The 23,635-nt window shown below is 73.5% G+C and carries 20 protein-coding genes and 1 pseudogene; 8 read left to right on the forward strand and 13 right to left on the reverse strand.

Annotated elements, in window-relative coordinates; all coding sequences use genetic code 11:
- Position 1: 1 nt before the first annotated feature.
- Together BJ983_RS12175 and miaB are read right to left on the reverse strand one after the other, a co-directional pair.
- Positions 2 to 454, reverse strand: a complete 453-nt coding sequence (locus tag BJ983_RS12175) for an Rv2732c family membrane protein (protein ID WP_179794023.1) — start codon at positions 452 to 454, stop codon at positions 2 to 4.
- On the reverse strand, positions 451 to 1,959 hold the full coding sequence (miaB, locus tag BJ983_RS12180; protein ID WP_179794024.1) for a tRNA (N6-isopentenyl adenosine(37)-C2)-methylthiotransferase MiaB: 1,509 nt from the start codon (positions 1,957 to 1,959) through the stop codon (positions 451 to 453). The genes BJ983_RS12175 and miaB overlap by 4 nt, the downstream gene beginning before the upstream one ends.
- 40 nt (positions 1,960 to 1,999) lie before the next feature.
- Between miaB and BJ983_RS12185 the strand changes: the two genes are divergently transcribed.
- The gene (locus BJ983_RS12185; protein ID WP_179794025.1) at positions 2,000 to 2,950 is read left to right on the forward strand and encodes a TAXI family TRAP transporter solute-binding subunit; all 951 of its coding nucleotides are present in this window, start codon (positions 2,000 to 2,002) and stop codon (positions 2,948 to 2,950) included.
- On the opposite strand, the gene BJ983_RS12190 is transcribed toward BJ983_RS12185, so the two are convergent.
- On the reverse strand, positions 2,937 to 4,349 hold the full coding sequence (locus BJ983_RS12190) for an ATP-binding protein (RefSeq protein ID WP_179794026.1): 1,413 nt from the start codon (positions 4,347 to 4,349) through the stop codon (positions 2,937 to 2,939). The two genes, BJ983_RS12185 and BJ983_RS12190, sit on opposite strands and share 14 nt — an antisense overlap.
- Position 4,350: 1 nt before the next feature.
- Positions 4,351 to 5,010, reverse strand: a complete 660-nt coding sequence (locus BJ983_RS12195; protein WP_179794027.1) for a response regulator transcription factor — start codon at positions 5,008 to 5,010, stop codon at positions 4,351 to 4,353.
- A 126-nt stretch (positions 5,011 to 5,136) separates the two neighbouring features.
- Here BJ983_RS12195 and BJ983_RS12200 point away from each other — a divergent pair, with 126 nt between their 5' ends.
- From BJ983_RS12200 to BJ983_RS12215, 4 genes are read left to right on the forward strand one after another with little or no spacing between them, the layout of a single operon-like run.
- A complete protein-coding gene (locus BJ983_RS12200) occupies positions 5,137 to 5,865 on the forward strand; it encodes an amino acid ABC transporter ATP-binding protein (RefSeq protein ID WP_179797734.1) in 729 nt (242 codons plus the stop codon).
- 11 nt (positions 5,866 to 5,876) lie between these two features.
- A complete protein-coding gene (locus BJ983_RS12205) occupies positions 5,877 to 6,764 on the forward strand; it encodes a glutamate ABC transporter substrate-binding protein (RefSeq protein ID WP_179794028.1) in 888 nt (295 codons plus the stop codon).
- 52 nt (positions 6,765 to 6,816) lie between these two features.
- Positions 6,817 to 7,491 (forward strand): amino acid ABC transporter permease, encoded by a 675-nt coding sequence (locus tag BJ983_RS12210; RefSeq protein ID WP_179794029.1) that lies wholly within the window; start codon positions 6,817 to 6,819, stop codon positions 7,489 to 7,491.
- A complete protein-coding gene (locus tag BJ983_RS12215) occupies positions 7,488 to 8,336 on the forward strand; it encodes an amino acid ABC transporter permease (protein ID WP_179794030.1) in 849 nt (282 codons plus the stop codon). The genes BJ983_RS12210 and BJ983_RS12215 overlap by 4 nt, the downstream gene beginning before the upstream one ends.
- Before the next feature lie 13 nt (positions 8,337 to 8,349).
- Here BJ983_RS12215 and BJ983_RS12220 read toward each other — a convergent pair whose 3' ends face one another.
- From BJ983_RS12220 to BJ983_RS12250, 7 genes are all read right to left on the reverse strand, one after another.
- Positions 8,350 to 9,771, reverse strand: a complete 1,422-nt coding sequence (locus BJ983_RS12220) for a wax ester/triacylglycerol synthase domain-containing protein (RefSeq protein ID WP_179794031.1) — start codon at positions 9,769 to 9,771, stop codon at positions 8,350 to 8,352.
- A 100-nt stretch (positions 9,772 to 9,871) separates the two neighbouring features.
- Positions 9,872 to 10,726, reverse strand: a complete 855-nt coding sequence (locus tag BJ983_RS12225) for a succinate dehydrogenase/fumarate reductase iron-sulfur subunit (protein ID WP_179794032.1) — start codon at positions 10,724 to 10,726, stop codon at positions 9,872 to 9,874.
- Positions 10,727 to 10,729: 3 nt separating this feature from the next.
- Positions 10,730 to 12,658, reverse strand: coding sequence for a fumarate reductase/succinate dehydrogenase flavoprotein subunit (locus BJ983_RS12230; protein ID WP_179794033.1), 1,929 nt, complete (start codon positions 12,656 to 12,658; stop codon positions 10,730 to 10,732).
- Positions 12,658 to 13,494, reverse strand: coding sequence for a hypothetical protein (locus BJ983_RS12235; protein ID WP_179794034.1), 837 nt, complete (start codon positions 13,492 to 13,494; stop codon positions 12,658 to 12,660). Before BJ983_RS12235 ends, BJ983_RS12230 begins: the two co-directional genes overlap by 1 nt.
- Before the next feature lie 211 nt (positions 13,495 to 13,705).
- Positions 13,706 to 14,308, reverse strand: coding sequence for a regulatory protein RecX (locus tag BJ983_RS12240; RefSeq protein WP_179794035.1), 603 nt, complete (start codon positions 14,306 to 14,308; stop codon positions 13,706 to 13,708).
- Positions 14,308 to 15,354 carry a recombinase RecA gene (recA, locus tag BJ983_RS12245; protein ID WP_179794036.1) on the reverse strand — a complete coding sequence of 349 codons (1,047 nt, stop codon included), beginning with the start codon at positions 15,352 to 15,354 and terminating at the stop codon, positions 14,308 to 14,310. The genes BJ983_RS12240 and recA overlap by 1 nt, the downstream gene beginning before the upstream one ends.
- Positions 15,355 to 15,535: 181 nt before the next feature.
- Positions 15,536 to 15,730, reverse strand: coding sequence for a DUF3046 domain-containing protein (locus BJ983_RS12250; protein WP_179794037.1), 195 nt, complete (start codon positions 15,728 to 15,730; stop codon positions 15,536 to 15,538).
- Positions 15,731 to 15,845: 115 nt separating this feature from the next.
- Between BJ983_RS12250 and BJ983_RS31635 the strand changes: the two genes are divergently transcribed.
- The 3 genes from BJ983_RS31635 to BJ983_RS12260 all read left to right on the forward strand — a co-directional run bounded on the left by BJ983_RS31635 (position 15,846) and on the right by BJ983_RS12260 (position 22,015).
- Positions 15,846 to 15,980 (forward strand): hypothetical protein, encoded by a 135-nt coding sequence (locus BJ983_RS31635; protein ID WP_281376277.1) that lies wholly within the window; start codon positions 15,846 to 15,848, stop codon positions 15,978 to 15,980.
- An 18-nt stretch (positions 15,981 to 15,998) separates the two neighbouring features.
- Complete coding sequence (locus BJ983_RS12255; RefSeq protein ID WP_179794038.1) at positions 15,999 to 20,756, forward strand: ATP-dependent helicase; 4,758 nt, start codon at positions 15,999 to 16,001, stop codon at positions 20,754 to 20,756.
- A 314-nt stretch (positions 20,757 to 21,070) separates the two neighbouring features.
- Positions 21,071 to 22,015, forward strand: a complete 945-nt coding sequence (locus BJ983_RS12260; RefSeq protein WP_179794039.1) for a zinc ribbon domain-containing protein — start codon at positions 21,071 to 21,073, stop codon at positions 22,013 to 22,015.
- Here BJ983_RS12260 and BJ983_RS32705 read toward each other — a convergent pair.
- Both BJ983_RS32705 and BJ983_RS12270 read right to left on the reverse strand, forming a co-directional pair.
- Positions 22,006 to 22,987: pseudogene (locus BJ983_RS32705) on the reverse strand (adenosine deaminase). The gene BJ983_RS12260 and the pseudogene BJ983_RS32705 sit on opposite strands and share 10 nt — an antisense overlap.
- The gene (locus BJ983_RS12270; RefSeq protein WP_179794040.1) at positions 22,984 to 23,589 is read right to left on the reverse strand and encodes a hypothetical protein; all 606 of its coding nucleotides are present in this window, start codon (positions 23,587 to 23,589) and stop codon (positions 22,984 to 22,986) included. Before BJ983_RS12270 ends, BJ983_RS32705 begins: the two are co-directional and overlap by 4 nt.
- Positions 23,590 to 23,635: the final 46 nt, after the last annotated feature.

Here is a 23,635-nt window from a genome sequence, read left to right on the forward strand (position 1 = left end):
CTCAGACCCGCGAGAACGCCCATCCCGCCCACCGGCCGGTCAGCACCACCATCGCGAGGAGCGCCAGGACGAGACCGATCCCGGGGCCGCCCCCCGGGACGGTGTTCTGCGACCACACGGCCCAGACCCCGGTGACCGAGGTGACGGCGCAGCCGGCCGCCGTCACGAAGACGAGGACCCAGCGGCGCGTCATCACCGAGGCGACCGACAGGCCGACCCCGAAGACGAGCGCGAGGATCGAGAACAGCCGCGGCAGGGCCGTGACGCCCGGGTCCCCGGACACGACCTGCCATCCGCTCGCGCCCGCGGCGGTCCAGCGCAGGATCGCCGCGACCAGCAGGACGAAGATCGCGATCGCGACGACGAGCACCTTCGGCCCGAAGTCGACCTCCCGGGAGATCGACGGGCGCGCCGGCTCCCGCTCGGTGGTCGTCTCGCTGTCGAACGGGTTCACCCGGTACTCCCCACGGTGCATCCGGTCTCGACCGGCTGTTCCTGCGGCTTACCCATGGCGGGCAGCCCCAACCCGACCCTTGGCGTGGTCGGCCGCGTCCCCGCCTCGTGCGCGTCCCCGGCACGGGTCCGCCGGTGCCCGAGGACGTCACCGTCGGCGACGACGTGGTGCGGGGCGCCGTAGGTGGCGCGGACGGTGACCACGTCGCCCGGCCGGATCGGCCCCGGCACACCGGTCGGCGTGAAGTGCACCAGCCGCCCGTCGCGCGCCCGGCCGGACATCCGCCGGGTCGCCGCGTCCTTGCGGCCCTCGCCGGTGGCCACGAGCAGCTCCAGCTCCCGGCCGACCTGCGCGCGGTTCCCCGCGAGCGACATCTCCTCCTGCAGCGCGACCAGCCGCTCGTACCGGTCCTGGACGACGGCCTTCGGCACCTGGTCGGGCAGCGTCGCGGCCGGGGTCCCCGGGCGCGGCGAGTACTGGAAGGTGAACGCCTGGGAGAAGCGGGACTCCTCGACCACGCGCAGGGTCTCGGCGAAGTCGGCCTCGGTCTCGCCCGGGAACCCGACGATGATGTCGGTGGTCAGCGCCGCGTCCGGCATGGCCTCGCGGACCTCGGCGACGATGTCGAGGTAGCGCCGCGCCCGGTACGAGCGGCGCATGGCCTTCAGCACGCGGTCCGAGCCGGACTGCAGCGGCATGTGCAGCTGCGGGCAGACGTTCGGGGTCTCGGCCATCGCGGTGATGACGTCGGAGGTGAAGTCCCGCGGGTGCGGGCTGGTGAAGCGGACCCGCTCCAGACCCTCGACGTCACCGCAGGCCCGCAGCAGGTCGGCGAACGCGGTCCGCCCGGTGGCCCGGTCGGAGAAGTCGACGCCGTAGGCGTTGACGTTCTGCCCGAGCAGGGTGACCTCGAGGACGCCGTCGGCGACCAGCGCCTCGACCTCGCCCAGGATCTCCCCCGGGCGCCGGTCGACCTCCTTGCCGCGCAGCGACGGGACGATGCAGAAGGTGCACGTGTTGTTGCAGCCGACCGAGATCGACACCCAGCCCGAGTAGGCGGAGTCGCGGCGGGCGGGCAGGTGCGAGGGGAACGTCTCGAGCGACTCGAGGATCTCCACCTGCGCCTCGCCGTTGTGCCGGGCGCGCTCCAGCAGCGCCGGCAGGGACCCGACGTTGTGCGTGCCGAACACGACGTCGACCCACGGGGCCTTCGCCGTGACGGTGCTCCGGTCCTTCTGGGCGAGGCAGCCGCCCACGGCGATCTGCTGGTCGGGCCGCGCGGCCTTGACCGGCGCGAGGCGACCGAGCTGCCCGTAGAGCTTGTTGTCGGCGTTCTCCCGCACCGCACACGTGTTGAACACGACGAGGTCGGCGTCCTCGACGGCCTGGTCCTCGGGGGCCGGTTCCCAGCCCGCCTCGACGAGGACGCCGGCCAGGCGCTCGGAGTCGTGCACGTTCATCTGGCATCCGTGGGTGCGGATGGCGAAGGTCCTGGCGCCGCTCATCGGTGTCCAGGGTAGGCCCGTCGACTGGGAGGATGTCCCCGTGGTCGGTCGGCGGACGGTGCTGCTGGGCGCCGGGGCACTCGCCCTCGGCGTCGGTGTCCCCGGTCTGGCCTGCGCGCACGATGGGGCGGGGGTGCCGGTCGCCCTCGCGAGCGGCAACCCGGCGGGCGTCTACCACCGGCTCGGCGCGGCGCTCGTCGACGTGTGGCGCTCCGATCTCGGCGCGACGACGTCGCTGCTCGACAGCCAGGGGTCGGTGGACAACGTCGGGATGCTCGCGGCGGGCCTCGCCGACGTCGCGTTCTGCGCGCTGGACGTGGCCGCGGACGGCGCGGTCGACGGCGCCCGCCCGGACCGGCCGCTGCAGGCCCTCGCCCGCATGCACGACGACGCGATCCACGTGGTCGTCCCGGCCGACTCCCCGATCCGCACCCTCGCCGACCTGCGCGGCCGCCGGGTGTCCGTGGGCGCACCGAACTCCGGGGTGCTGGTCATCGCACCGCGGCTGCTCGCCACGGTGGGCCTCTTCCCCGAGACCGGGCTCGCCGCGGTCCAGCTGGGTCTCGGCGAGTCGGTCGCCGCGCTGCGCGAGGGCCGCATCGACGCGTTCTTCTGGTCCGGCGGGGTCCCGACGGCGGGGGTGGAGGACCTGGCGCGGTCGGTGCCGCTGCGGCTGCTGGACCTCACGGCCGAGGTCGACGCACTGCGCCGGGCCTACCCCGTGTACGACGTGACGACCGTGCCGGCCCGGACGTACGGCATCGCGGACCCGGTCACGACGGTGGCCGTGCGGAACGTCCTGCTCGTCACCGCCGCGATGGCCGACACCACCGCCCGCGGCCTCACCCGCGTGCTGCTCGACCGGGTCGACGCGCTCGTCGCCGCCGACCCGGCGGGGCGCAGCGTCGACCCGCGCACCGCGATCGGCACGCAGCCGGTGGCGCTGCACGCCGGGGCGGCCGCGGCGTTCCGCGCGCTCAAGCCGTACTGAGCGCCACCGACCGCCAGCGCAGGACCACCCGCAGGCCACCGTCGTCCGGGAGTTCCAGCGAGAGTGCCGCGCCGGCGCGCTCGGCGCCCCGGGCCGCGATCGCCAGGCCGAGGCCGGACCCGCCGTCGGGGACCGGCGCCTTCCGCCAGAAGCGCTCCGTCGCCCGCTCGAGCTCCTCGGGCCGCAGGCCGGGGCCGTGGTCGCGGACCGAGACCTCCACCGTGCCCTCGACCCGCGCGGTGGTCAGCTCGACCGTCGAGCCCTTCGGTGCGTACTTGACCGCGTTGTCGAGGACCGCGTCGAGCACGGTCGCGACCGTGACCGGGTCGGAGTGGACGACGAGGCCCCGCGCCCCGGCGCGGTGCAGCTCCAGGCCCTCGAACTCGGCGAGCACCGACCAGGTCCCGACCCGCTCGTCGAGGACCCGGTCGAGGCCGACCTCGACCGGCGGCACCACCCGGCCCTCGGTGCGCGCGAGGGCGAGCAGGGCGTCGAGGACCGCGGTGAGGCGGTCGATCTCCTCGAGCGCGGCGCCCGGGCCGTCGCGGATCTCCGGGGGTACCGGCGCGTCGGCGAGGTCCTCCGCGTGCGTCGCGAGGCGCAGCCGCAGCGCCGTCAGCGGGTTGCGGAGCTGGTGCCCGGCGTCGGCCACGAAGGAGCGTTGCGCCTCCAGGGTCGCCGTCACGGTCGCGGCCATCGCGTCGAAGTCGCGGGTGAGCCGGCGCAGCTCGGGTGGGCCGTGGTCGCCGCCGATCGGCTCGGCGGGCCGCCCCGCACGCACCGCCGCCGCCACCTTCGCGGTCCCGACGTCGAGATCCTCGACCGGCGAGAGGATCCAGCGGACCAGCGGGAGCGCCGCGAGGGCCGCGATCACGAGCGCCACGGCACCGGCGAGCGCGAGCACGCCCCACACGACCAGCACCGAGGCGCGTGCCTCGGCGGTCGGCGAGATCGTCACCGCCGCGCCGCGCACCTCCCCGCCCACCAGGACCGGCTCCGCGAGGAGCATCGGCCGGCCGTCCCAGGGCCAGATCGTGGTGTGGGTCGGTGACCGGCGACCGGCGAGGGCCAGGGCGATCCGCGCCTCGTCGTCGGCCTGCGCGATGCTCGCGACGACGGACGGGCGGGACGCGACGAGCAGCTCGCCCTGCCGGTCGAGGACGGCGGCGGGGGCGTCGTAGAGCTGGTCGTAGCGGGTCAGCTCGGCGGCCAGCGCGGTGGTGTCGGAGTCGGTCACGGGCCGCTGCGCCAGGGCCGCGAAGCGGGTGGTGTCGCCCAGCCGGTCGGTGAACATCTCCGCGGTCGACGTGGCCGCGGCCGCCATCGCGAGCGGCACGCCGAGGCCGAGCACCACCGCCACGACCAGCACCGACACGACGACGAGCAGGCGGTTCCGCACGTCAGCGCCGCGTCAGCCGGTAGCCCACCCCGCGCACGGTCGCGACGACGTCGGGCCGCCCCAGCTTGGTCCGCAGCGTCGCCACGTGGACGTCGAGCGTGCGGTTGGCCCCGGGCCAGGTCCGGCCCCAGACCTCGGCCACGATGCGCTCGCGGGTGCACACCGCGCCGTCCGCGCGGGCGACCTGGGCGAGCACCGCGAACTCCTTGCGACTCAGGGCGACGGGGTCGGCACCGTCGCGGACCTCGCGCCGGGCGAGGTCGACGACGAGGCCCGCGCCGAGGTCGACGACGTCGTCGGCCGGTCCGGGCCGGCGCCGCCGGAGCACCGTGTGGATGCGGGCGAGCAGTTCCCCGGCGTCGTAGGGCTTGACGAGGTAGTCGTCGGCGCCGGAGTGCAGGCCGAGGATGCGGTCCTCGACCTCGCCGCGGGCACTCACGACGATCACCGGGGTGTCCCCCGCCTCGCGGATGCGGCGGCAGACGTCGATGCCGTCGACGTCGGGCAGGCCGAGGTCGAGCAGGACCACGTCGGTGCCCGGGAGATGGGCGACGACGTCGCGGCCGCCGGCGAGCCGGGTGACCTCGATCTGCTGACGGGCGAGTGCCGTGCGGAGCGCCGCGGCGACGCGGTCGTCGTCCTCCACCAACAGGATCCGCATCGTCACCCCGTTCCGGTCATGTCAAGACAACCCTAAGTCTTCCCCAAGAGACCTGGGCACCTCGTCCATCCCCCGGCAGGGTTCTCCGCCATCGGGTCGATGTGAGGAGGACCACTGATGACACCGATGGTGCGTCTCGCCGGGGTGAACAAACACTTCGGTGACCTCCACGTGTTGCGCGAGATCGATCTCGAGATCGCGCCCGGCGAGGTCGTCGTCGTGCTGGGGCCGTCCGGTTCCGGCAAGTCGACCCTGTGCCGGGCGATCAACCGGCTCGAGCCGATCGACGGTGGCGTCGTCGAGATCGACGGCAAGGAGCTGCCGGCGGAGGGCCGTGACCTCGCGGCGCTCCGCAGCGACGTGGGCATGGTGTTCCAGCAGTTCAACCTGTTCGCCCACAAGACGATCCTGGAGAACGTCACCCTCGCGCCGACGAAGGTGCGCAAGGTGTCGAAGGGCGAGGCCGAGAACCGGGCGAAGACCCTGCTCGACCGGGTCGGCATCGCGAACCAGGCCTCGAAGTACCCCGCCCAGCTCTCCGGCGGTCAGCAGCAGCGCGTCGCGATCGCCCGGGCGCTCGCGATGGACCCGAAGGTCATGCTCTTCGACGAGCCCACCTCGGCGCTCGACCCGGAGATGGTCGGCGAGGTCGTCGAGGTGATGTCCGACCTCGCCCGCGACGGCATGACGATGGTCGTGGTCACCCACGAGATGGGCTTCGCCCGCCGTGCGGCGCACCGCGTCGTGTTCATGGCCGACGGCGAGATCGTCGAGGACTCCACCCCCGACGCGTTCTTCGCGCGCCCCTCCTCGGACCGGGCGCGCGACTTCCTCGGCAAGATCCTCACCCACTAAGGAGAACTCGCATGAGACGCGTCGGCGTCATCCTGGTGGCCATCGCCGCCTTCGTCCTCGCCGGCTGCGGCCGCGAGGGTGGTCCCGGAGCCGCTCAGAGCGAGCAGCTCAGCTTCCCGGTGGCCCAGAACGTGCAGGTGCCGGGCTCGGCCACCGTCGCGAAGATCCAGCAGGCCGGCCGCATCAAGATGGGCGTGAAGAACGACCAGCCCGGCCTCGGCGTGCAGGACCCGACCAACGGGCAGTACACCGGCTTCGACATCGAGATGGGCCGCATGATCGCGGCGGGCCTCGGGGTCTCCCCCGACCGCATCGACTACGTCGTCGTCCCGTCCGCCGCCCGTGAGGACGCCATCTCGCGCGGCGACGTCGACTACTACGTCGGCACCTACACGATCAACGACAACCGCAAGCAGCGCGTCGGCTTCGCCGGGCCGTACTACCAGGCCGGGCAGGACCTGCTGGTCCGCGCCGACGACTCCTCGATCACCGGCCCGCAGACCCTCATGGGCAAGAAGGTCTGCTCGGTCACCGGCTCCACCCCGATCCAGCGGGTGCGGCAGCAGAACCTGACCCAGCCCGAGAACGTGGTCGAGTTCCAGACCTACTCGCAGTGCGTGAACCAGCTGATCGCGCGCCAGGTCGACGCCGTGACCACCGACGACGCGATCCTCAAGGGCTTCGCCGCCCAGGACCCGCAGCAGCTCAAGGTGGTCGGCCAGGTCTTCTCCGAGGAGCCCTACGGCGTGGGCGTCCCGCGCGACGACGTCGCCTTCCGGAACAAGGTCAACGACCTGATCCAGCAGGCCGAGACCGACGGCACCTGGCAGCGCATCTACGACGCGACGCTGGGCAAGTCGGGCACGCCGGCCACCCCGCCCGCCATCCAGCGGTACTGACGCATGACGACGGGGCCCGGTCCGCCGGGCCCCGTCCTCGTGGAGGCCACCCATGAACGTCCTGTTCGACAACCTCGGTGAGTTCGGCACCCGCTTCCTCGGCACGATCGAACTGTTCGTCCTGGCCGCGATCGCCTCGCTGGTCCTCGGCACCGTGCTCGCCGCCATGCGCGTCAGCCCGGTGCCCGCGATGCGGGTCGCCGCGACCGGCTACGTGACGCTGCTGCGCAACACGCCGCTGACGCTGGTGTTCTTCTTCTTCGCGTTCGGCTTCCCGCTGCTCGAGATCGCCGACCTGAGCTTCTTCACCCTCGCCGTCGTCGCGCTGTCGCTCTACACCGCGGCGTTCGTGTGCGAGACGGTCCGCGCCGGCATCACCACCGTGCCGCCGGGGCAGGCCGAGGCGGCCCGCGCCCTGGGTCTCGGGTTCGGCCAGTCGCTGACCCTGATCGTGCTCCCCCAGGCGATCCGCGCGGTCGTCCCGCCGCTGACCAGCGTGCAGATCGCGCTGCTCAAGAACACGACGGTGGCCGCAGGCTTCTCCGTGGTCGAGGCCGGCGGCATCTACCAGGTGCTCTCCGAGCGCGGCTACTCGACGCTGGTCGGGCTGCTCTGGGTCGCGCTGGGCTTCGTCATCCTGATCACCCCTCTGACGTTGCTGCAGCGCTCGCTGGAACGCCGCTGGTCGGCCTCCTCGGGCGGTGCGGTCAAGGCAGGTGCCCGATGAGTGCTCCCACCGCCGTGCTCTACGACGTCCCCGGCCCGAAGGCGCGCGCCCGCAACGGGGCCCTCGGCGTCGTCGCCGTGATCGTGGTCGCCGCCCTGCTGGCCTTCGTGATCGTCCGGCTGGTCGCCACCGGGCAGTTCGAGGGCCGGGTCTGGGAGTGGATCCTCTACGAGAACATCCAGCTCGCCCTGCTCGAGGGGCTGCTCAACACGCTGCGGGCCTTCGCGGTCGGGGCCGTGCTGGCGCTGGCGTTCGGCGCGGTGTTCGCGCTCGGCCGGCTCTCCGACCACGCGTGGGTGCGGGGGATCTCGACCGGTGTCGTCGAGTTCTTCCGTGCCGTCCCGCTCGTCGTGCTGATGTTCATCTTCTACTTCGGCATGCCGTCGGCCGGGATCACGGTCTCGACGTTCACCGCCGTCGTCCTGGCACTCACGCTCTACAACGGGTCCGTGCTCGCCGAGATCTTCCGGTCCGGCGTGCAGGCGGTGCCGCGGGGACAGTCCGAGGCGGCGTACGCGCTCGGCATGCGGAAGTCCGCGGTGATGCGGTTCGTCCTGCTGCCGCAGGCGGTCCGGTCGATGCTGCCGACGATCGTCAGCCAGCTCGTGGTGCTGCTCAAGGACTCCGCACTCGGGTTCCTCATCCTCTACCCCGAGCTGCTCTACCAGGCCCGCGTGCTCGGGTCGTCCGGCCAGCTGGGCCGGCCGCTGCTGCCGGTGGCGATCGTGGTGGCGATCGTCTACATCACGCTGTGCCTGCTGCTCACCGCGCTCGCGAACTACCTGGAGCGGCGCACCCGTCGGACCTCACCCGCGCCCGCCGTACCCGCCGACGGCGCGGTCTGACCTCACGCAGCTCTCACCCGGAGACGGCCAGGACCTCGGCGAACCCGTCGTCGAGGTCCTGGCCGAAGCCGTCGAGGTCGGTGATCGCCGCGGCGTCGAGGTTCGCGGCGACGCAGCACGTGTCACCGTGGGTCAGCATCGCGATCATCGCCGCGCACCCGGGCAGCGGGGCGAACGGGTAGCTCCGCACGATCCTGGCGCCCGCGAGGTACACGTCCTCGCGCAGCCCGGGGACGCTGCTGGCCTGCAGGTCGTTCCCGCCGGTGGAGCCGCCGCCGAACCGGGCGACCAGGGCGCCGGGCAGGCGCGCCAGCAGCGGCGTCACGAGCTCCACGCTCTCCAGCGCGGGCTCGGCCTGGGCGGCCCGCACCCGCCGGTGCACGTCGGCGATGCGGGTGGCGGGGTCGACGATCCCGACGGGCGCCGAGAGCCGGGCCGGCGCGAAGCGGTTGCCGCCGGGCTCGTCGGACTCGCGCCGGACCGACACCGGCAGCGTCACGGGCATGAGCCGGTCGGGCGGCACCGGGTCGCCGCAGCGGGCGCTGTAGCGGCGGAAGGCCCCGAGCAGCGCCGCGATGTAGGCGCTGTTGACCGAGCCGCCGCCCGCCCTCCCGGCGGCGTGGAGGTCCGCGAACGGCACGTCGAGGGTCCGGAACCGCCAGGCCGGGCTCCGGCGGGCCAGGACCGGCAGCGGTGGTGCCGGCGGGGGCGAGAGGACCCGGGCGGCCGAGGCGACGTAGCCGACGGCGTCCCGGACCGCCCGGTCAGGCCGCGTCACCGTCGCTCCCAGGAGGCTCCGCACCGCGCCGCCGGCCAGGGCGAGGTCGGTGGTGACCTGCCGGACGAGGTCCCGCCCGAGCCCGCCCGGCTCCGGCAGGGGGGCGGGCGGTTGGGGCTTGTCCGGCGTGGGCTCCCGGGTGCGGGAGTGCAGCCCCGCGAGCAGCTGGGCGAGGCCCATCCCGTCGGAGAGGACGTGGCTGAGCTTGAACAGCAGCGCCGCCCCGTCGTCGGGCAGGCCGGTCACGAGGCTCGCCTCCCACAGCGGCCGGGCCGGGTCGAGCGGGGTCATCGCCACCTGTTCGGCCGCCGCGAGCAGGTCGGTGTGGCCGGCGCCGTCGTGCAGCCGCAGGCGCCGCAGGTGGTAGTGCAGGTCGAAGTCGGGGTCGAGCGACCAGTAGGGGGTGCCCGCCCCGAGGAACGGCGTGACGATCCGTTCCCGCAACCGCGGGACCACCCGTGACGCCCACTCGGTCGCCGCGACCAGCCGGTCCCAGTCGGGCGCCACGTCGAGGGTCTCGACGATGAGCACCGTCGAGCGCATCCGCGGGTCCGCCTCGACGCGCCACATCAGGGCCTCGAAGCCGGTCAGCTCCGACGACCGCGACCACAGCAGCCGACCGTCCGGACCACGGGGCGGTGTCGGATCGATGCTCACCTGCGGATCGTGCCTCCACCGTCGTCGGTCCGTCCCCCGCCGACCGGGCGCGATCCCGGCATCCCGACGGCGGGTGCGGTGCACCCGCCGTCGGGAAGGACTACGTCCCGGCCGGGCCGATCGAGTCCGCCGGCAGCGGCGAGCCGTTGTCCGGTCCGGCGTCGTCGAGGGAGCGCCTGCCCGTGGCCGTCTTCGCCTCGAGGTCCTCCCGCTTGAAGATCTTGCGCCCGAGCCAGACCAGCGGGTCGTACTTCGTGTCGACGACGCGTTCCTTCATCGGGATGAGCGCGTTGTCGGTGATCTTGATGTGCTCGGGGCAGACCTCGGTGCAGCACTTGGTGATGTTGCAGTAGCCGAGGCCGTGGTCCTCCTGCGCCGCGTCCTTGCGGTCGCGCACGTCGAGGGGATGCATGTCGAGCTCGGAGACCCGCATCAGGTAGCGCGGGCCGGCGAACTGCTCCTTGTTCTCCTCGTGGTCACGCACCGCGTGGCAGGTGTTCTGGCACAGGTAGCACTCGATGCACTTGCGGAACTCCTGCGGCCGCTCGACGTCGAGCTGGTCCATCCGGTACTCGCCCGGCGCCAGGTCCTCCGGCGGCGCGAACGACGGGATCTCGCGCGCCTTGACGTAGTTGAAGTCGACGTCGGTGACGAGGTCCCGGATCACCGGGAAGGTCCGCAACGGCGTGATCGTCACGGTCTCGTGCTCGTCGAAGGTCGACATGCGCGTCATGCACATCAGGCGCGGCCGGCCGTTGATCTCGGCCGAGCAGCTGCCGCACTTGCCGGCCTTGCAGTTCCAGCGCACCGCGAGGTCGCCCGCCTGGGTGGCCTGCAGCCGGTGCACGATGTCGAGGACGACCTCGCCCTCGTTGACGTCCACCTCGTAGGGCTGCAGCGCCCCCTCGCCGGAGGAGTCGCCGCGCCAGACCTCGAACTTCGCCCGGTAGCCCATGGCTCACATCCCCTGGTCGGCGCGGTGCCCGCCGAGCTCGTCGCCGGTGTAGTACTTCTTCAGCTCGTCGAGCTCGAAGAGGTCGAACAGGTCGGACCGCATCGCCGGCTGCGGCTGGTGCTCCAGCTGCACCTCCGGGCCGTCGGGACCCTCGGCGAGCGAGCAGTTCAGCAGCTCGCGTCGCCAGTTCTCGTCCATCGCCGGGTAGTCGTCGCGCGTGTGGCCGCCGCGGCTCTCCTGGCGCTCCAGGGCCGCCATGGCGATGCACTGGCTGACCATGAGCATGTTGCGCAGGTCCATCGCCAGGTGCCAGCCCGGGTTGTAGGCGCGGCCCCCGGAGACCCCGACGCGCGGGATGCGGTCGCGCAGCTCGGCGAGCCGCTTGAGCGCCATCTCCATCTCGTCGGCCCGCCGGATGATGCCGACGAGGTCGTTCATCGTCTGCTGCAGCTCCTGGTGCAGCGTGTAGGCGTTCTCCTCGCCGCGGACCGAGAACGGCTTCTCGGCCTCGGCCAGCGCCGCGTCGACCGCGTGGTCGGCGACGGCGGGTGCGGTGCCGAGGCCGTCGAGGTAGTCGGCCGCCCCGGCGCCGGCCCGGCAGCCGAACACCAGCAGGTCGGACAGCGAGTTCCCGCCGAGCCGGTTCGAGCCGTGCATCCCGCCCGCGACCTCGCCGGCCGCGAAGAGCCCGGGCACGACGGTGCCTGCGGTGTCGGGGTCGACCTCGACGCCGCCCATCACGTAGTGGCAGGTCGGGCCGACCTCCATCGGCTCGGCGGTGATGTCGACGTCGGCCAGCTCCTTGAACTGGTGGTACATCGACGGCAGGCGCTTGCGGATGAACTCCGTGGTGCGGCGGCTCGCGATGTCGAGGTAGACCCCGCCGGCGGGTGACCCGCGACCCTCCTTGACCTCGTTGTTGATCGCCCGGGCCACCTCGTCGCGCGGCAGCAGCTCCGGGGGACGCCGGTTGTTGTCGGCGTCCTCGTACCAGCGGTCGCCCTCGTCCTCGCTGGTGGCGTACTGCTCGCGGAACACGTCGGGGATGTAGCGGAACATGAACCGCTCGCCCTCGGAGTTCTTGAGGACACCGCCGTCCCCCCGGACCGACTCGGTCACGAGGATGCCCTTGACGCTGGGCGGCCAGACCATCCCCGTGGGGTGGAACTGCACGAACTCCATGTTGATCAGCCGCGCGCCGGCCCGGAGCGCGAGGGCGTGGCCGTCGCCGGTGTACTCCCAGGAGTTGCTGGTGACCTTGAACGACTTGCCGATGCCACCGGTCGCGAGGACCACCGCGGGGGCGTGGAAGCAGAGGTACTCCCCCGTCGGCCGCCGGTAGCCGAAGGCGCCGGCGATCCGGTCGCCGTCCTTGAACAGCTCGGTGACGGTGAACTCGTGGAAGACCTTGAGGTCGGACTCGTAGTCGCCGGTCCGGGCGTGGTCCTCCTGCTGCAGCGAGACGATCTTCTGCTGCAGCGTGCGGATGAGCTCCAGCCCGGTGCGGTCGCCGACGTGCGCGAGGCGGGGGAACTGGTGGCCGCCGAAGTTGCGCTGGCTGATCTTGCCCTCGGGCGTGCGGTCGAACAGCGCGCCGTAGGTCTCGAGCTCCCAGACCCGCTGCGGGGCCTCCTTGGCGTGCAGCTCCGCCATGCGCCAGTTGTTGAGGAACTTCCCGCCGCGCATCGTGTCGCGGTAGTGGACCTCCCAGTTGTCGCGGGGGTTCGCGTTCCCCATCGACGCGGCGATCCCGCCCTCGGCCATGACCGTGTGCGCCTTGCCGAACAGCGACTTCGACAGGATCGCGACCCGCTTGCCCCGCATCCGCGCCTCGATCGCCGCGCGCAGACCGGCGCCACCGGCGCCGATGACGAGGACGTCGTAGGTGTGGTGGACGACGGTCGTGTCGTTCCCGGCTGCGGTGTCGGCCATCAGTTCACGATCCTCAGGTCGGAGATGGTGCCGCTCGCGACGAGCATGATGTAGAGGTCGGTGAGGATCAGCGTCCCGATGGTGATCCAGGCGAACAGCATGTGCCGCGTGTTCAGCGCCGAGACCCCGGTCCAGACCTTGTAGCGCACCGGGTGCTTCGAGAAGTGCTTGAGCCGCCCGCCGGTGATGTGCCGGCAGGAGTGGCAGGACAGCGTGTAGAGCCACAGCCCGATCACGTTGACCAGCAGGATGAGGTTGCCGAGCCCGATCCCGAACCGTTCGGTGCCGTCGGGGGCGTCGCTCCGGAACGCCACCACCATGTCGTAGGTGTTGATCAGCGAGATCAGGAACGCGAAGTAGAAGAAGTAGCGGTGCGCGTTCTGCAGGATCAACGGGAACCGGGTCTCTCCGGTGTACTTCCCGTGCGGCTCGGAGACGGCGCAGGCGGGCGGCGACATCCAGAACGCCCGGTAGTAGGACTTCCGGTAGTAGTAGCAGGTCAGCCGGAAGCCGAGCAGGAACGGCAGCGACAGCAGCGCGAGCGGGATCCACGGCGGGAACTCCGGCAGGAACGTCCCGAAGTGGCTCGACCCCGGCACGCAGCTCGCCGAGAAGCACGGCGAGTAGAACGGCGAGAGGTAGTGGTACTGGGGCACGTAGTACGCCGATCCCCAGAACGACCGGATCGTCGCGTAGACGACGAACGTGGCCAGCCCGAGGGCGTTCACCAGCGGGGCCAGCCACCAGCGGTCGCGGCGGAGGGTTCTCGCCCGGATGTCCGCCCGGCCGGGGTTGTCGGCCGAAGGCGCTCCGGGGTCGTGCGCTGTGGTGGTCACTGGCACCGGTCCTCGTCGACGGAGCTCGCGCGACGCGCGCGCTGCCGTCGGCGCGGTCGTGGTGGTGACCGCTCGTGGCCGTCGCTGCGCACGGCGTCGCACCGTGTGGTGCGCAGCACACTACGACGTGTCATTCCCGGTTGTCGTCCGGGTCACAGGTGATGTTGTGCGTGATCCCGGTCACGACCGGCTGATTCCGGAGGGACGGGCGCTACCGCCGGCCCGCGGCCACCTCGTCGTCGCCCTCGAGGTCGGTCTCCGCCTCGATCTCGGCGCCCCGGGCGGCCATCTCGGTCTTCACGACCTCGTAGGCCAGCCCCGCGCCGTAGCCCTTGCGGGCCAGCATCCCGACCAGCCGGCGCGCGGCCACGGGGGGCTCGACGCGGTCGAGCGAGGGCAGCCGCTTGCGGACCAGCTCGGCAGCCTTCGAGCGCTCGGCCTCGGGGTCGAGCTCGTCGAGGGCCGCGTTGGCGACCTCGGTCTCGACGCCCTTGTGGCGCAGTTCCTGGGACAGCGCCCGCTTCCCGAGGCCCCGGTGGCGGTGCCGCGAGTCGACCCACTGCTCGGCGAACGCGGAGTCGTCGAGGAGGCGGACCTCCTCCAGCCGGTCGAGCACCGTGGCGGCGACCTCGTCGTCGACCTCGCGGCGCGTCAGCTCGGTGGCCAGCTCGGCGCGGGTGCGGGCCCGGACGCTGAGCAGGTTCAGACAGATGGTCCGGGCGACCGATTCGGGGTCGGCCGCCGGATCGGCGGGACCCTCGAGCTCCGGCGCCTCCCGGGCCGGGCGCCGCGGGCGTCGCCCGAACCCCGCCATCAGAAGTCGACCGGGGCGGGCGCCGGCTCGGCCACCTCGGCGTCGAGCTTCGGCCCGATGCCGAGCTTCTCCTTGATGCGCTTCTCGATCTCGCCGGCGACGTCCGGGTTCTCCCGCAGGAACTTGCGGGCGTTCTCCTTGCCCTGGCCGAGCTGGTCGCCGTCGTAGGTGTACCAGGCGCCCGACTTGCGGACGAAGCCCTGCTCGACGCCGACGTCGATCAGCGAGCCCTCCTTCGAGATGCCGTGGCCGTAGATCATGTCGAACTCGGCCTGCTTGAACGGCGGCGCGACCTTGTTCTTCACGACCTTGACGCGCGTCCGGTTGCCGACCGCGTCGGTGCCGTCCTTCAGCGTCTCGATCCGGCGGATGTCCAGGCGCACCGACGAGTAGAACTTCAGCGCGCGGCCACCGGTGGTGGTCTCCGGCGAGCCGAACATGACGCCGACCTTCTCGCGCAGTTGGTTGATGAAGATCGCCGTGGTGCCGGAGTGGTTCAGCGCACCGGTGATCTTGCGCAGCGCCTGGCTCATGAGCCGGGCCTGGAGGCCGACGTGGCTGTCGCCCATGTCGCCCTCGATCTCGGCGCGGGGCACGAGCGCGGCCACCGAGTCGACGACGATGATGTCGAGCGCGTTCGAGCGGATCAGCATGTCCATGATCTCGAGCGCCTGCTCGCCGGTGTCCGGCTGGGCGACCAGCAGGGCGTCGGTGTCGACGCCGAGCGCCTTGGCGTACTCCGGGTCGAGCGCGTGCTCGGCGTCGATGAACGCCGCGACGCCGCCCTGCGCCTGCGCCTGGGCGACGGCGTGCAGGGTGACGGTCGTCTTCCCGGAGGACTCCGGGCCGTAGATCTCGACGACGCGGCCACGCGGCAGACCGCCGACGCCGAGCGCGACGTCCAGGGCGATCGAGCCGGTGGGGATGACGCTGATCGGCGCGCGACCCTCCTCGCCCAGCCGCATCACCGAGCCCTTGCCGAACTGCTTGTCGATCTGCGCCAGGGCGAGTTCGAGCGCCTTGTCGCGATCCGGGGCCTGAGGCATTCGGGGTTCCCCCTCGGGACGGGTGTGGTCTTCGGCTCGACGGTAGGACAGGGGTCCGACAACATCGTGCGAGCAGGTCTGCGGCTGTGGACAACGGGGGCGGTCGGTGCCGGTGTGGACGACCGCCTACGGCGTTCAGACTAGACGAACACGTGTTCGATCCCGGAGGGGGACACGCCGGTCATCTGCGGGCGGCCGGGACGTCGAACTCGGCGCACACCGCGCGCCAGACCTCGCGCGGCTCCTCGCCGTCCTCCAGCGCCTGCTCCACGGTGCGGCCGGCGAGCGCGGAGAACACGTGGTCCCGCGCGATCGAGGAGGCGCGCACGGCGCCGAACTCGTCCTCCATCAGCTGCCGGAAGTGGGTCAGGCGCACACCCCGAGGGTAGGTGCGTCCGCCGTGCCCGCCCGACCCGACCCGGCGTCGTGGGCCCCGCGAGGGCGTCCGCGACCCGGCCGGCGAACCCGGGGAGATCGGTAGCCTCGGGGTCGTGGATGTCGTGTTCGCCCAGATCGGGCTGCCCACTCCCGCCGGCTACGAGTGGCTCGGCCCGGTGCTGGCCGTCCTCGGCCTGGTCGCCGCGCTCGTGGTGCTGCTGCGCTGGTGGTTCTCCCAGCGCCGGTGAGTGTCGGACCCGGCGGGTATGCATGACCTCGTGACCGTTCTCGACCGTTTCTCCCCCGCCACGCGGGACTGGTTCACCGGTGCCTTCGGTGAACCCACCGCCGCGCAGGCGGGTGCGTGGGACGCGGTCGCGGACGGCGAGCACGCCCTCGTCGTCGCCCCCACCGGCTCGGGCAAGACGCTGGCCGCCTTCCTCTGGGCGCTCGACCGGTTGGCCTCGGAGCCGCTGCCCGAGGAGCCCACGCGACGGTGCCGGGTCCTCTACGTGTCGCCGATGAAGGCGCTCACCGTCGACGTCCAGCGCAACCTCCGCTCGCCGCTCGCGGGGCTGCGCCAGGCCACCCACCGCCTCGGGCTCCCGGAACCCGACATCACCGTCGGCTCCCGCACCGGCGACACCCCGGCCGACGAGCGCCGCGCCTTCAACCGCACCCCGCCCGACGTCCTGGTGACCACCCCGGAGTCACTGTTCCTGCTGCTCACCTCCGCCGCGCGGGAGTCGTTGCGCGGGGTGGACACGGTGATCGTCGACGAGGTGCACGCGGTCCTGGCCTCGAAGCGCGGGGCGCACCTGGCCCTGTCGCTGGAGCGCCTCGATGCCCTGCTCGACGCACCGGCCCAGCGGATCGGGCTCTCGGCGACGGTGCGCCCGGTGGAGGAGGTCTCCACCTTCCTCGCGGGCGGGCGTCCGGTGCGCGTGGTGCAGCCGGAGTCGACGAAGGTCGTCGAGGTCAGCGTCGTCGTCCCGGTCGAGGACATGAGCGCGCTCGACTCGGGGGACAACCAGAGCGGCCCGGGCGTCGAGGAGGAGGTCGAGGGCTCCGCCGCCGGGGCGGCGCAGCGGGCGTCCATCTGGCCCGCGGTGCAGGAGAAGGTGCTCGACCTCGTCGAGTCCCACCGCTCCACGATCGTCTTCGCCAACTCCCGCCGGTTGGCCGAGCGGCTCACCGCGCGGATCAACGAGCTCGCCACGGAGCGGGCGGCCATGGCCCAGGCGGAGGCCGAGCCGGTCGACCTGGACGACGACCCCGATGTCGACGACTCCGACGACACCTCCGACGACGCCGGTGACGCACCCGTCGTCGGGAAGGGCCCCTTCCCGGCCGAGGCGGTCGGGCAGTCCGGCGTGGCCGAGCCCGCCGAGGTGATCGTGGCGCGGGCGCACCACGGCTCGATGAGCCGCACCCAGCGCACCCTGGTGGAGGAGGCCCTGAAGACGGGGCAGCTGCCGTGTGTCGTGGCGACGTCCAGCCTGGAGCTGGGCATCGACATGGGGGCGGTCGACCTCGTGGTGCAGGTCGAGGCGCCGCCGTCGGTGGCCAGCGGGCTGCAGCGGGTGGGACGGGCCGGCCACCAGGTGGGTGCGGTGTCCGAAGGCGTCGTGTTCCCGAAGTACCGGGGCGACCTCGTCTCCTGCGCGGTCGTGGCCGAGCGGATGGCGGGCGGGAAGATCGAGGCGATGCGCTACCCGCGCAACCCGCTCGACGTCCTGGCCCAGCACGTCGTGGCGATGACCGCGATGGAGAACTGGTCGCTGACCGACCTGACCGCGCTCGTCCGGCGGGCGGCCCCGTTCAGCGGACTGCCCGACTCGGCGGTGGGCTCCGTGCTCGACATGCTCGCGGGCCGCTACCCCAGCGAGGAGTTCGGCGAGCTGCGCCCGCGCATCACGTGGGACCGGGTCACCGACGAGCTCGCCGGACGGCCGGGCGCCCAGCGGCTGGCCGTCACCTCCGGCGGCACGATCCCCGACCGCGGGCTGTACACCGTCGTCACCCCCGGCTCCGGGGAGAACGGCACCGGGGGCTCGCGGGTCGGTGAGCTCGACGAGGAGATGGTCTACGAGTCGCGGGCGGGCGACACGTTCCTGCTCGGCTCCACCACCTGGCGGGTCCTCGACATCACCCGCGACCGCGTGATCGCCGAGCCCGCCCCCGGCGTGCCCGGACGGATGCCGTTCTGGAAGGGCGACGCACTCGGACGGCCGCTCGAGCTCGGGCGGGCCCTGGGCGCGTTCGTCCGCGAGATCGCGGGCGCCGACGATGCGGCCGCCCGGGAACGCGCGGCGGCCGCGGGCCTCGACGCCTGGGCCGTCGACAACCTCGTCGGCTACCTGGGCGAGCAGCGGGAGGCCACGCGGCACGTCCCGAGCGACCGCACGATCGTGGTCGAGCGGTTCCGCGACGAGCTGGGCGACTGGCGGATCGTCGTGCACTCCCCCTTCGGCGCCCAGGTCAACGCGCCGTGGGCCCTGGCGATCGCGGCCCGGTTCCGCGAGCAGCGCGGCCTGGAGGTGTCGGCGGCCTCGGCCGACGACGGGATCGTGCTGCGGCTGCCCGACACCCTCGACGACACGGGCGCCGAGATCCTGCCCGGCGCGGAGGACGTCCTGCTCGACCCCGACGAGGTCGACCAGCTGGTCACGGCGGAGGTCAGCGGCTCCGCCCTGTTCGCCGCCCGCTTCCGCGAGTGCGCGGCCCGGTCGCTGCTGCTCCCCCGCCGCGACCCGACCCGGCGCACGCCGCTCTGGCAGCAGCGGCAGAAGGCCGCCCAGCTGATGAGCGTCGCGTCGAAGTACGAGCAGTTCCCGGTGGTGCTCGAGACCTACCGGGAGTGTCTGCAGGACGTGTACGACGTGCCCGGCCTGGTCGAGCTGATGCGCGACGTCCGCTCGCGGGCGGTGCAGGTGGTCGATGTCGCGACCCCGTCGGCGTCGCCGTTCGCGCGGACGCTGATGTTCGGCTACGTGGGGATGTTCCTCTACGAGATGGACGCCCCGCTCGCGGAGCGGCGGGCCGCGGCCCTCTCGCTGGACTCGACGCTGCTCGCCGAGCTGCTCGGGTCGGAGGCGATCCGGGAGCTGCTCGACGTCGACGTGCTGGCCGAGGTCGAGTCGGGGCTCCAGCGCACCGACCCCGAACGCCACGTGCGCGACGCCGAGGGCACGGCCGACCTGCTGCGCTTCGTCGGCGACCTCACGACGGCGGAGGCCGCGACCCGCGGGGTCCGCGAGGAGTGGTTGGAGTCGCTGGAGTCCGCGCGCCGGGCGCTCCGGGTCAAGATCGCGGGCGAGAACCGCTGGGTGGCGATCGAGGACGCGGGGCGGCTGCGCGACGCGCTCGGCGCCGGGCTCCCCGTCGGCGTGCCCGAGGCCTTCACCGAGCCGGTCGCCGACCCGCTCGGTGACCTCCTCGCCCGCTACGCCCGCACGCGAGGTCCGTTCCCGGCGTCGGCCGCCGCCCGGCGGTTCGGGCTCGGCCCGGCCGTGGTGTCGTCGGTGCTGGAGCGGATGGCCGGTGCCGGACGCCTCGTCCGCGGTGAGCTGCGGCCGACCGACGCGCCCCCGGTCCCCGGGGACACCGGGGTCCCCGACGGCGGGATCGACTTCTGCGACGCCGAGGTCCTGCGGCGCATCCGCCGCGGGTCGCTCGCGCGCCTGCGGGCGGAGGTCGAGCCCGTCGAGCCCGCGGCCCTCGGGCGGTTCCTGCCGTCCTGGCACGGGATCGGCGGCCGCCGTCGTCGGGCGCCGAGCCCGGACGACGTACTGAACGTGATCGAGCAGCTCGCGGGCGCCCCGGTGCCCGCGAGCGCCTGGGAGTCGCTGGTGCTGCCGGCGCGGCTGCCCGGGTACACCCCGGCGCTGCTCGACGAGCTGACCAGCGCCGGCGAGGTCACGTGGACCGGGTGCGGCACGCTCTCCGGGGGGGACGGCTGGCTCGCCGTCGCCCCCGCCGACGTCGCCGACCTCATGCTGCCCGAGCCCGACGAGGGGCTGGTGGAGTCGCCGCTGCACCGCGCGCTGCTCGAGGCCCTCGACGGCGGGGGCGCGCTGTTCTTCCGGACGCTCTCCGACCGCGCGGGCGCCATCCTCCGCGACGCCGGCGAGACGATCCCCGACGACCCGACGACGGTCGAGGCGCTCTGGGACCTCGTATGGTCCGGGCACGCCACGAACGACACGCTGGCTCCCGTCCGAGCGCTGGTGTCGGGGGGCGGAGGACGGTCGAAGGCGGCACACAAGGGTCGGCGGACCCCGTCGCGCGGGCGCTACGCGCGGGTCGGGCGGCCGCAGATGCCGTCGCGCACGGGCCCGCCGACCGTCGCGGGCCGCTGGTCGGCCGTCCCGGAGCGTGAGCCGGACGCGACCCGGCGCGCCCAGGCCCGGACCGAGTCGTTCCTGGAACGTCACGGCGTGCTGACCCGGGGGGCGCTCGACACGGAGCGGGTCACCGGCGGCTTCGCGGGCATCTATCCGGTGCTGCGGGCCATGGAGGAGTCGGGACGCTGCCGGCGGGGCTACGTCGTCGAGGGGCTCGGGGCGGCGCAGTTCGCGGTGCCGGGCGCGATCGACCGCCTCCGTGCCACCTCCCGCGACGACGACGCCTCCGCCCGGGGCCAGCAGGCGCTCGTGCTCGCCGCGACCGACCCGGCCCAGCCCTGGGGCGCGGCGCTGGAGTGGCCGCCGACGAAGGCGTCGCAGGACGGCACCACCGGTCACCGGCCGGGCCGCAAGGCCGGCTCGCTCGTGGTGCTGACCGACGGCGAGCCCACGATCTACGTCGAACGCGGCGGCAAGTCGCTGCTGTCGTTCACCGACGACCGCGAGCGGCTCACCGAGGCGGCGAACGCCCTCACCGCGGCCGTGCGGGACGGGTCGCTCGGTGGCCTGTCGGTCGAGCGCACGGACGGGTCGAGCGCGATGGACGGGGTGCTCGCCGAGGCGCTCGGCGAGGCCGGGTTCCGCAACAGCCCGAAGGGCCTGCGCATCCGGGCGTGATGCCGGCGCGAGGGTGACACCAGGCAGCTCCCGGGGCCCGCGGACCTGCCCCACGGACACCTCGCGGCGGGCCGCCATCCCGCTCCACCGCGAGAGTGACACCAGGCAGGCCGCGCGGTCCGTGGAGCTGCCCCACGTGCACCTCGCGGTCGCATCTGCACCCGGCCCGCCGCGAGGGTGACACCAGGCAGCCTCCGCGGCCCGTGGAGCTGCCCCACGTGCATCTCGGGGCCCGGAGCGGGGAGCGCCGGGCGCGGGGGTGGACCGGGGCAGGCAAGATGGTCGCCGCACGGTCCGGCGAGCAGAGGAGTCCGATGGCACTGGCGTGTCCGAGCTGCGAGGTCGGAGCAGCGGAGTACGTCGGGATGGCCGACGACGGGCGCAACGAGATGCGCTGCACCACCTGCGGCCACCACTGGATGCACGGCGCCCGACCGGTGTCACCCCGCGCGGTGGTGCCGAAGCCCGTCAAGACGCCCGCACCCCGGGCCCGCGCGACGAGCGCGAGGCCCGCCGCCACGCGCGCGGCGACGACGAGCACGCGCCCCGCGCCCGCCCCGGCCGCCGCACCCGTCGTCCGGAGGTTCCCGACCCTCGACGACGTGCCCGGCGAGTCCCTCCAGCGGCTGGCGGCGCTCAAGGCGGCGTGGCCCCGCCGGCGGCCGCGCACGGACCCCTACGCCGCGGACTTCCGTCGGCTCTACGAGCTGATGTTCAGCCGCGCCGGGCTCCCGCACGCCGAGCCGGGACAGCTCAAGGACTTCGTCACCGCGGACGTCCTGGCACTGTCGGGCAACACCTCGTCGTTCTCCCGCGAGTGGCGCAAGCTCGGCGACCGGGACGCCTCCCAGCGGTTCCGCGACGCCATCGAGTACCTGCTCCGCGGGGAGAGCGGCGACGACGAGCAGTCACCGGACGACCCGCCCCTCGAGGACCGCTTCACGGCGCTGGCCGAGCAGACCAGCCCGCACGCGATGGGGGGCGCCCGGGAGTCGGTGCTGACCCACGTCCTCGCGGTGGCGCGCCCGGAGCGGTTCCTGCCGATCCTCACCGTCGACGGCGGGTCGGGCGGGGAGGGCAAGCGCGAGATCGTCGCGTCGGTGCTCGGGGTCGACCTCCCGCCGGTCGACCGCACCCGGCACACCGTCGGCCGGCTGGCCTGCGGGTCGAACGACCTGCTCGTCGACGCGCTCGGCGCCGGGTTCGCCGACCTCGACGACGCCGCCGCGTTCCTCCTCTGGGCCCACGCTCAGGCCTGAGCCCAGGCCGCCACCTCCGCCCGCAGCTCGGCGCGGCGCGCGTCGTCGACGAACGCCGCCTCGACGGCGTGGTCGGCGAGCGCGCGCACCTGCGCCCGGTCGAGGCCCAGCGCCTCCGCGACGGCGCGGTGGTTGTCGTCGACGTAGCCGCCGAAGTAGGCGGGGTCGTCGGAGTGGATGCTGACCGCGAGCCCGGCGTCGAGCATGGCGGGCAGCGGGTGGCCCGCAAGGGTGTCCACGCACCGCAGGCGGACGTTCGACAGGGGGCACACGCGGCACCGCCTCCTGCGCCAGCCGGGCCACCAGCGCCGGGTCGTCGAGGCTGCGGATGCCGTGGTCGATCCGCTCGACCCCGAGCAGGTCGAGCGCCTCCCACACGTACGCGGCGGGGCCCTCCTCCCCCGCGTGGGCCACCAGCCGCAGCCCCTCGGCGCGGGCCCGGGCGTAGACCTCGGCGAACAGCGACGGCGGATTCCCGACCTCGGCCGAGTCCAGCCCGATCCCCAGCAGGGGCGTCCCGCTCGCGACCAGCGCGTCGAGCACCGACATCGCCTCCTCGACCGGCCGGTCGCGCAGGAAGCACGGGATGAGCCCCGTCGTCATTCCGGCCGGGGCCGCGGCGAGGGCGCCCGCGACCCCCTCCAGCACCGCCTCGACCGCGACGCCACGGGCGAGGTGGGCCTGCGGGTCGACGAACAGCTCGACGTGGCGCACCCCGGCCGCCGCGGCCCGCGCCAGGTACGCCTGCGTCATCGCCGCGAAGTCCGCCGGCTCCCGGAGCACCGCCATGTTCGCGTAGTAGAGGTCGAGGAAGTGCTGGAGGTCGTCGAAGGCGTAGCGGGCGCGCAGGTCCTCGAGGTCGCCGTAGGGCAGGGACACCCGGTTCCGCTCGGCCAGCTCCATGATCAGCTCGGGCTCGAGCGTGCCCTCGACGTGGACGTGCAGCTCGACGGCGGGCGGGGTGTCGGTCATGCAGGGGATCCTGGCTCACGGGCCACCGGGTCCATGCAGGCGCTGCCCCGGCGGGCCGGGTCGCAGCCCACGCGGTAGAGCCGCGCGGCCACCGCGGCGGACGTCCGCGCGAACCGCGCCGCGAGCTCGTCGAGGACCTCGGTGCGGGCGCGCTCCGGATCGGCGGCGATCCACGCCGCCCGCAGGGCGGCGTCGTCCTCGGTCGACCACGGCAGGCCCCCGTTCGCCGGCCGGGGTGGCTGTGCCGAGCGGAGCGGGACCACCTCACCGCCCGGTCGGTCCCACGCCTCCGGCCAGTCCTCCCGCCAGCCGAAGCGGAGCCGCTCCTCGAGGTAGGGGTCCTCGTCGGGGTCGGAGCAGGGGTCGGGCTCGGCCGACGGCCACAGGGCCGGGTCGATCGGACCGAGGGCGCCGAACTGGTCGTCGGCCCAGGCGGCCCGCAGCAGGGCGTGCAGCCGGCGGGCCGGCAGCGACACCGTGCGCCCCGGCCCGTCCGGCTCCGCGTCGGCCCCGACGGGCACGATCGCGACGTAGGCCCGGGCGTCGAGGACCTGGATCCGCAGTTCGTGGTCCGCCTCGCGGACCGTGATCATCTCGCGCATGAGGTCAGGGTCGGGGCATCCCCAGCACCCCGGCAACGACGGCGCC

Source organism: Actinomycetospora corticicola, assembly GCF_013409505.1.
Taxonomy (GTDB): domain Bacteria; phylum Actinomycetota; class Actinomycetes; order Mycobacteriales; family Pseudonocardiaceae; genus Actinomycetospora; species Actinomycetospora corticicola.

Bases quoted from the DNA above. Each gene is read 5' to 3' on its own strand.
- miaB (WP_179794024.1), bottom strand. From the start codon at position 1,959: ATGAGCGGCGCCAGGACCTTCGCCATCCGCACCCACGGATGCCAGATG.
- BJ983_RS12195 (WP_179794027.1), bottom strand. From the start codon at position 5,010: ATGCGGATCCTGTTGGTGGAGGACGACGACCGCGTCGCCGCGGCGCTC.
- BJ983_RS12200 (WP_179797734.1), top strand. From the start codon at position 5,137: ATGGTGCGTCTCGCCGGGGTGAACAAACACTTCGGTGACCTCCACGTG.
- BJ983_RS12205 (WP_179794028.1), top strand. From the start codon at position 5,877: ATGAGACGCGTCGGCGTCATCCTGGTGGCCATCGCCGCCTTCGTCCTC.
- BJ983_RS12210 (WP_179794029.1), top strand. From the start codon at position 6,817: ATGAACGTCCTGTTCGACAACCTCGGTGAGTTCGGCACCCGCTTCCTC.
- BJ983_RS12215 (WP_179794030.1), top strand. From the start codon at position 7,488: ATGAGTGCTCCCACCGCCGTGCTCTACGACGTCCCCGGCCCGAAGGCG.
- BJ983_RS12225 (WP_179794032.1), bottom strand. From the start codon at position 10,726: ATGGGCTACCGGGCGAAGTTCGAGGTCTGGCGCGGCGACTCCTCCGGC.
- BJ983_RS12230 (WP_179794033.1), bottom strand. From the start codon at position 12,658: ATGGCCGACACCGCAGCCGGGAACGACACGACCGTCGTCCACCACACC.
- BJ983_RS12240 (WP_179794035.1), bottom strand. From the start codon at position 14,308: ATGGCGGGGTTCGGGCGACGCCCGCGGCGCCCGGCCCGGGAGGCGCCG.
- recA (WP_179794036.1), bottom strand. From the start codon at position 15,354: ATGCCTCAGGCCCCGGATCGCGACAAGGCGCTCGAACTCGCCCTGGCG.
- BJ983_RS12255 (WP_179794038.1), top strand. From the start codon at position 15,999: ATGCATGACCTCGTGACCGTTCTCGACCGTTTCTCCCCCGCCACGCGG.
- BJ983_RS12260 (WP_179794039.1), top strand. From the start codon at position 21,071: ATGGCACTGGCGTGTCCGAGCTGCGAGGTCGGAGCAGCGGAGTACGTC.
- BJ983_RS12270 (WP_179794040.1), bottom strand. From the start codon at position 23,589: ATGCGCGAGATGATCACGGTCCGCGAGGCGGACCACGAACTGCGGATC.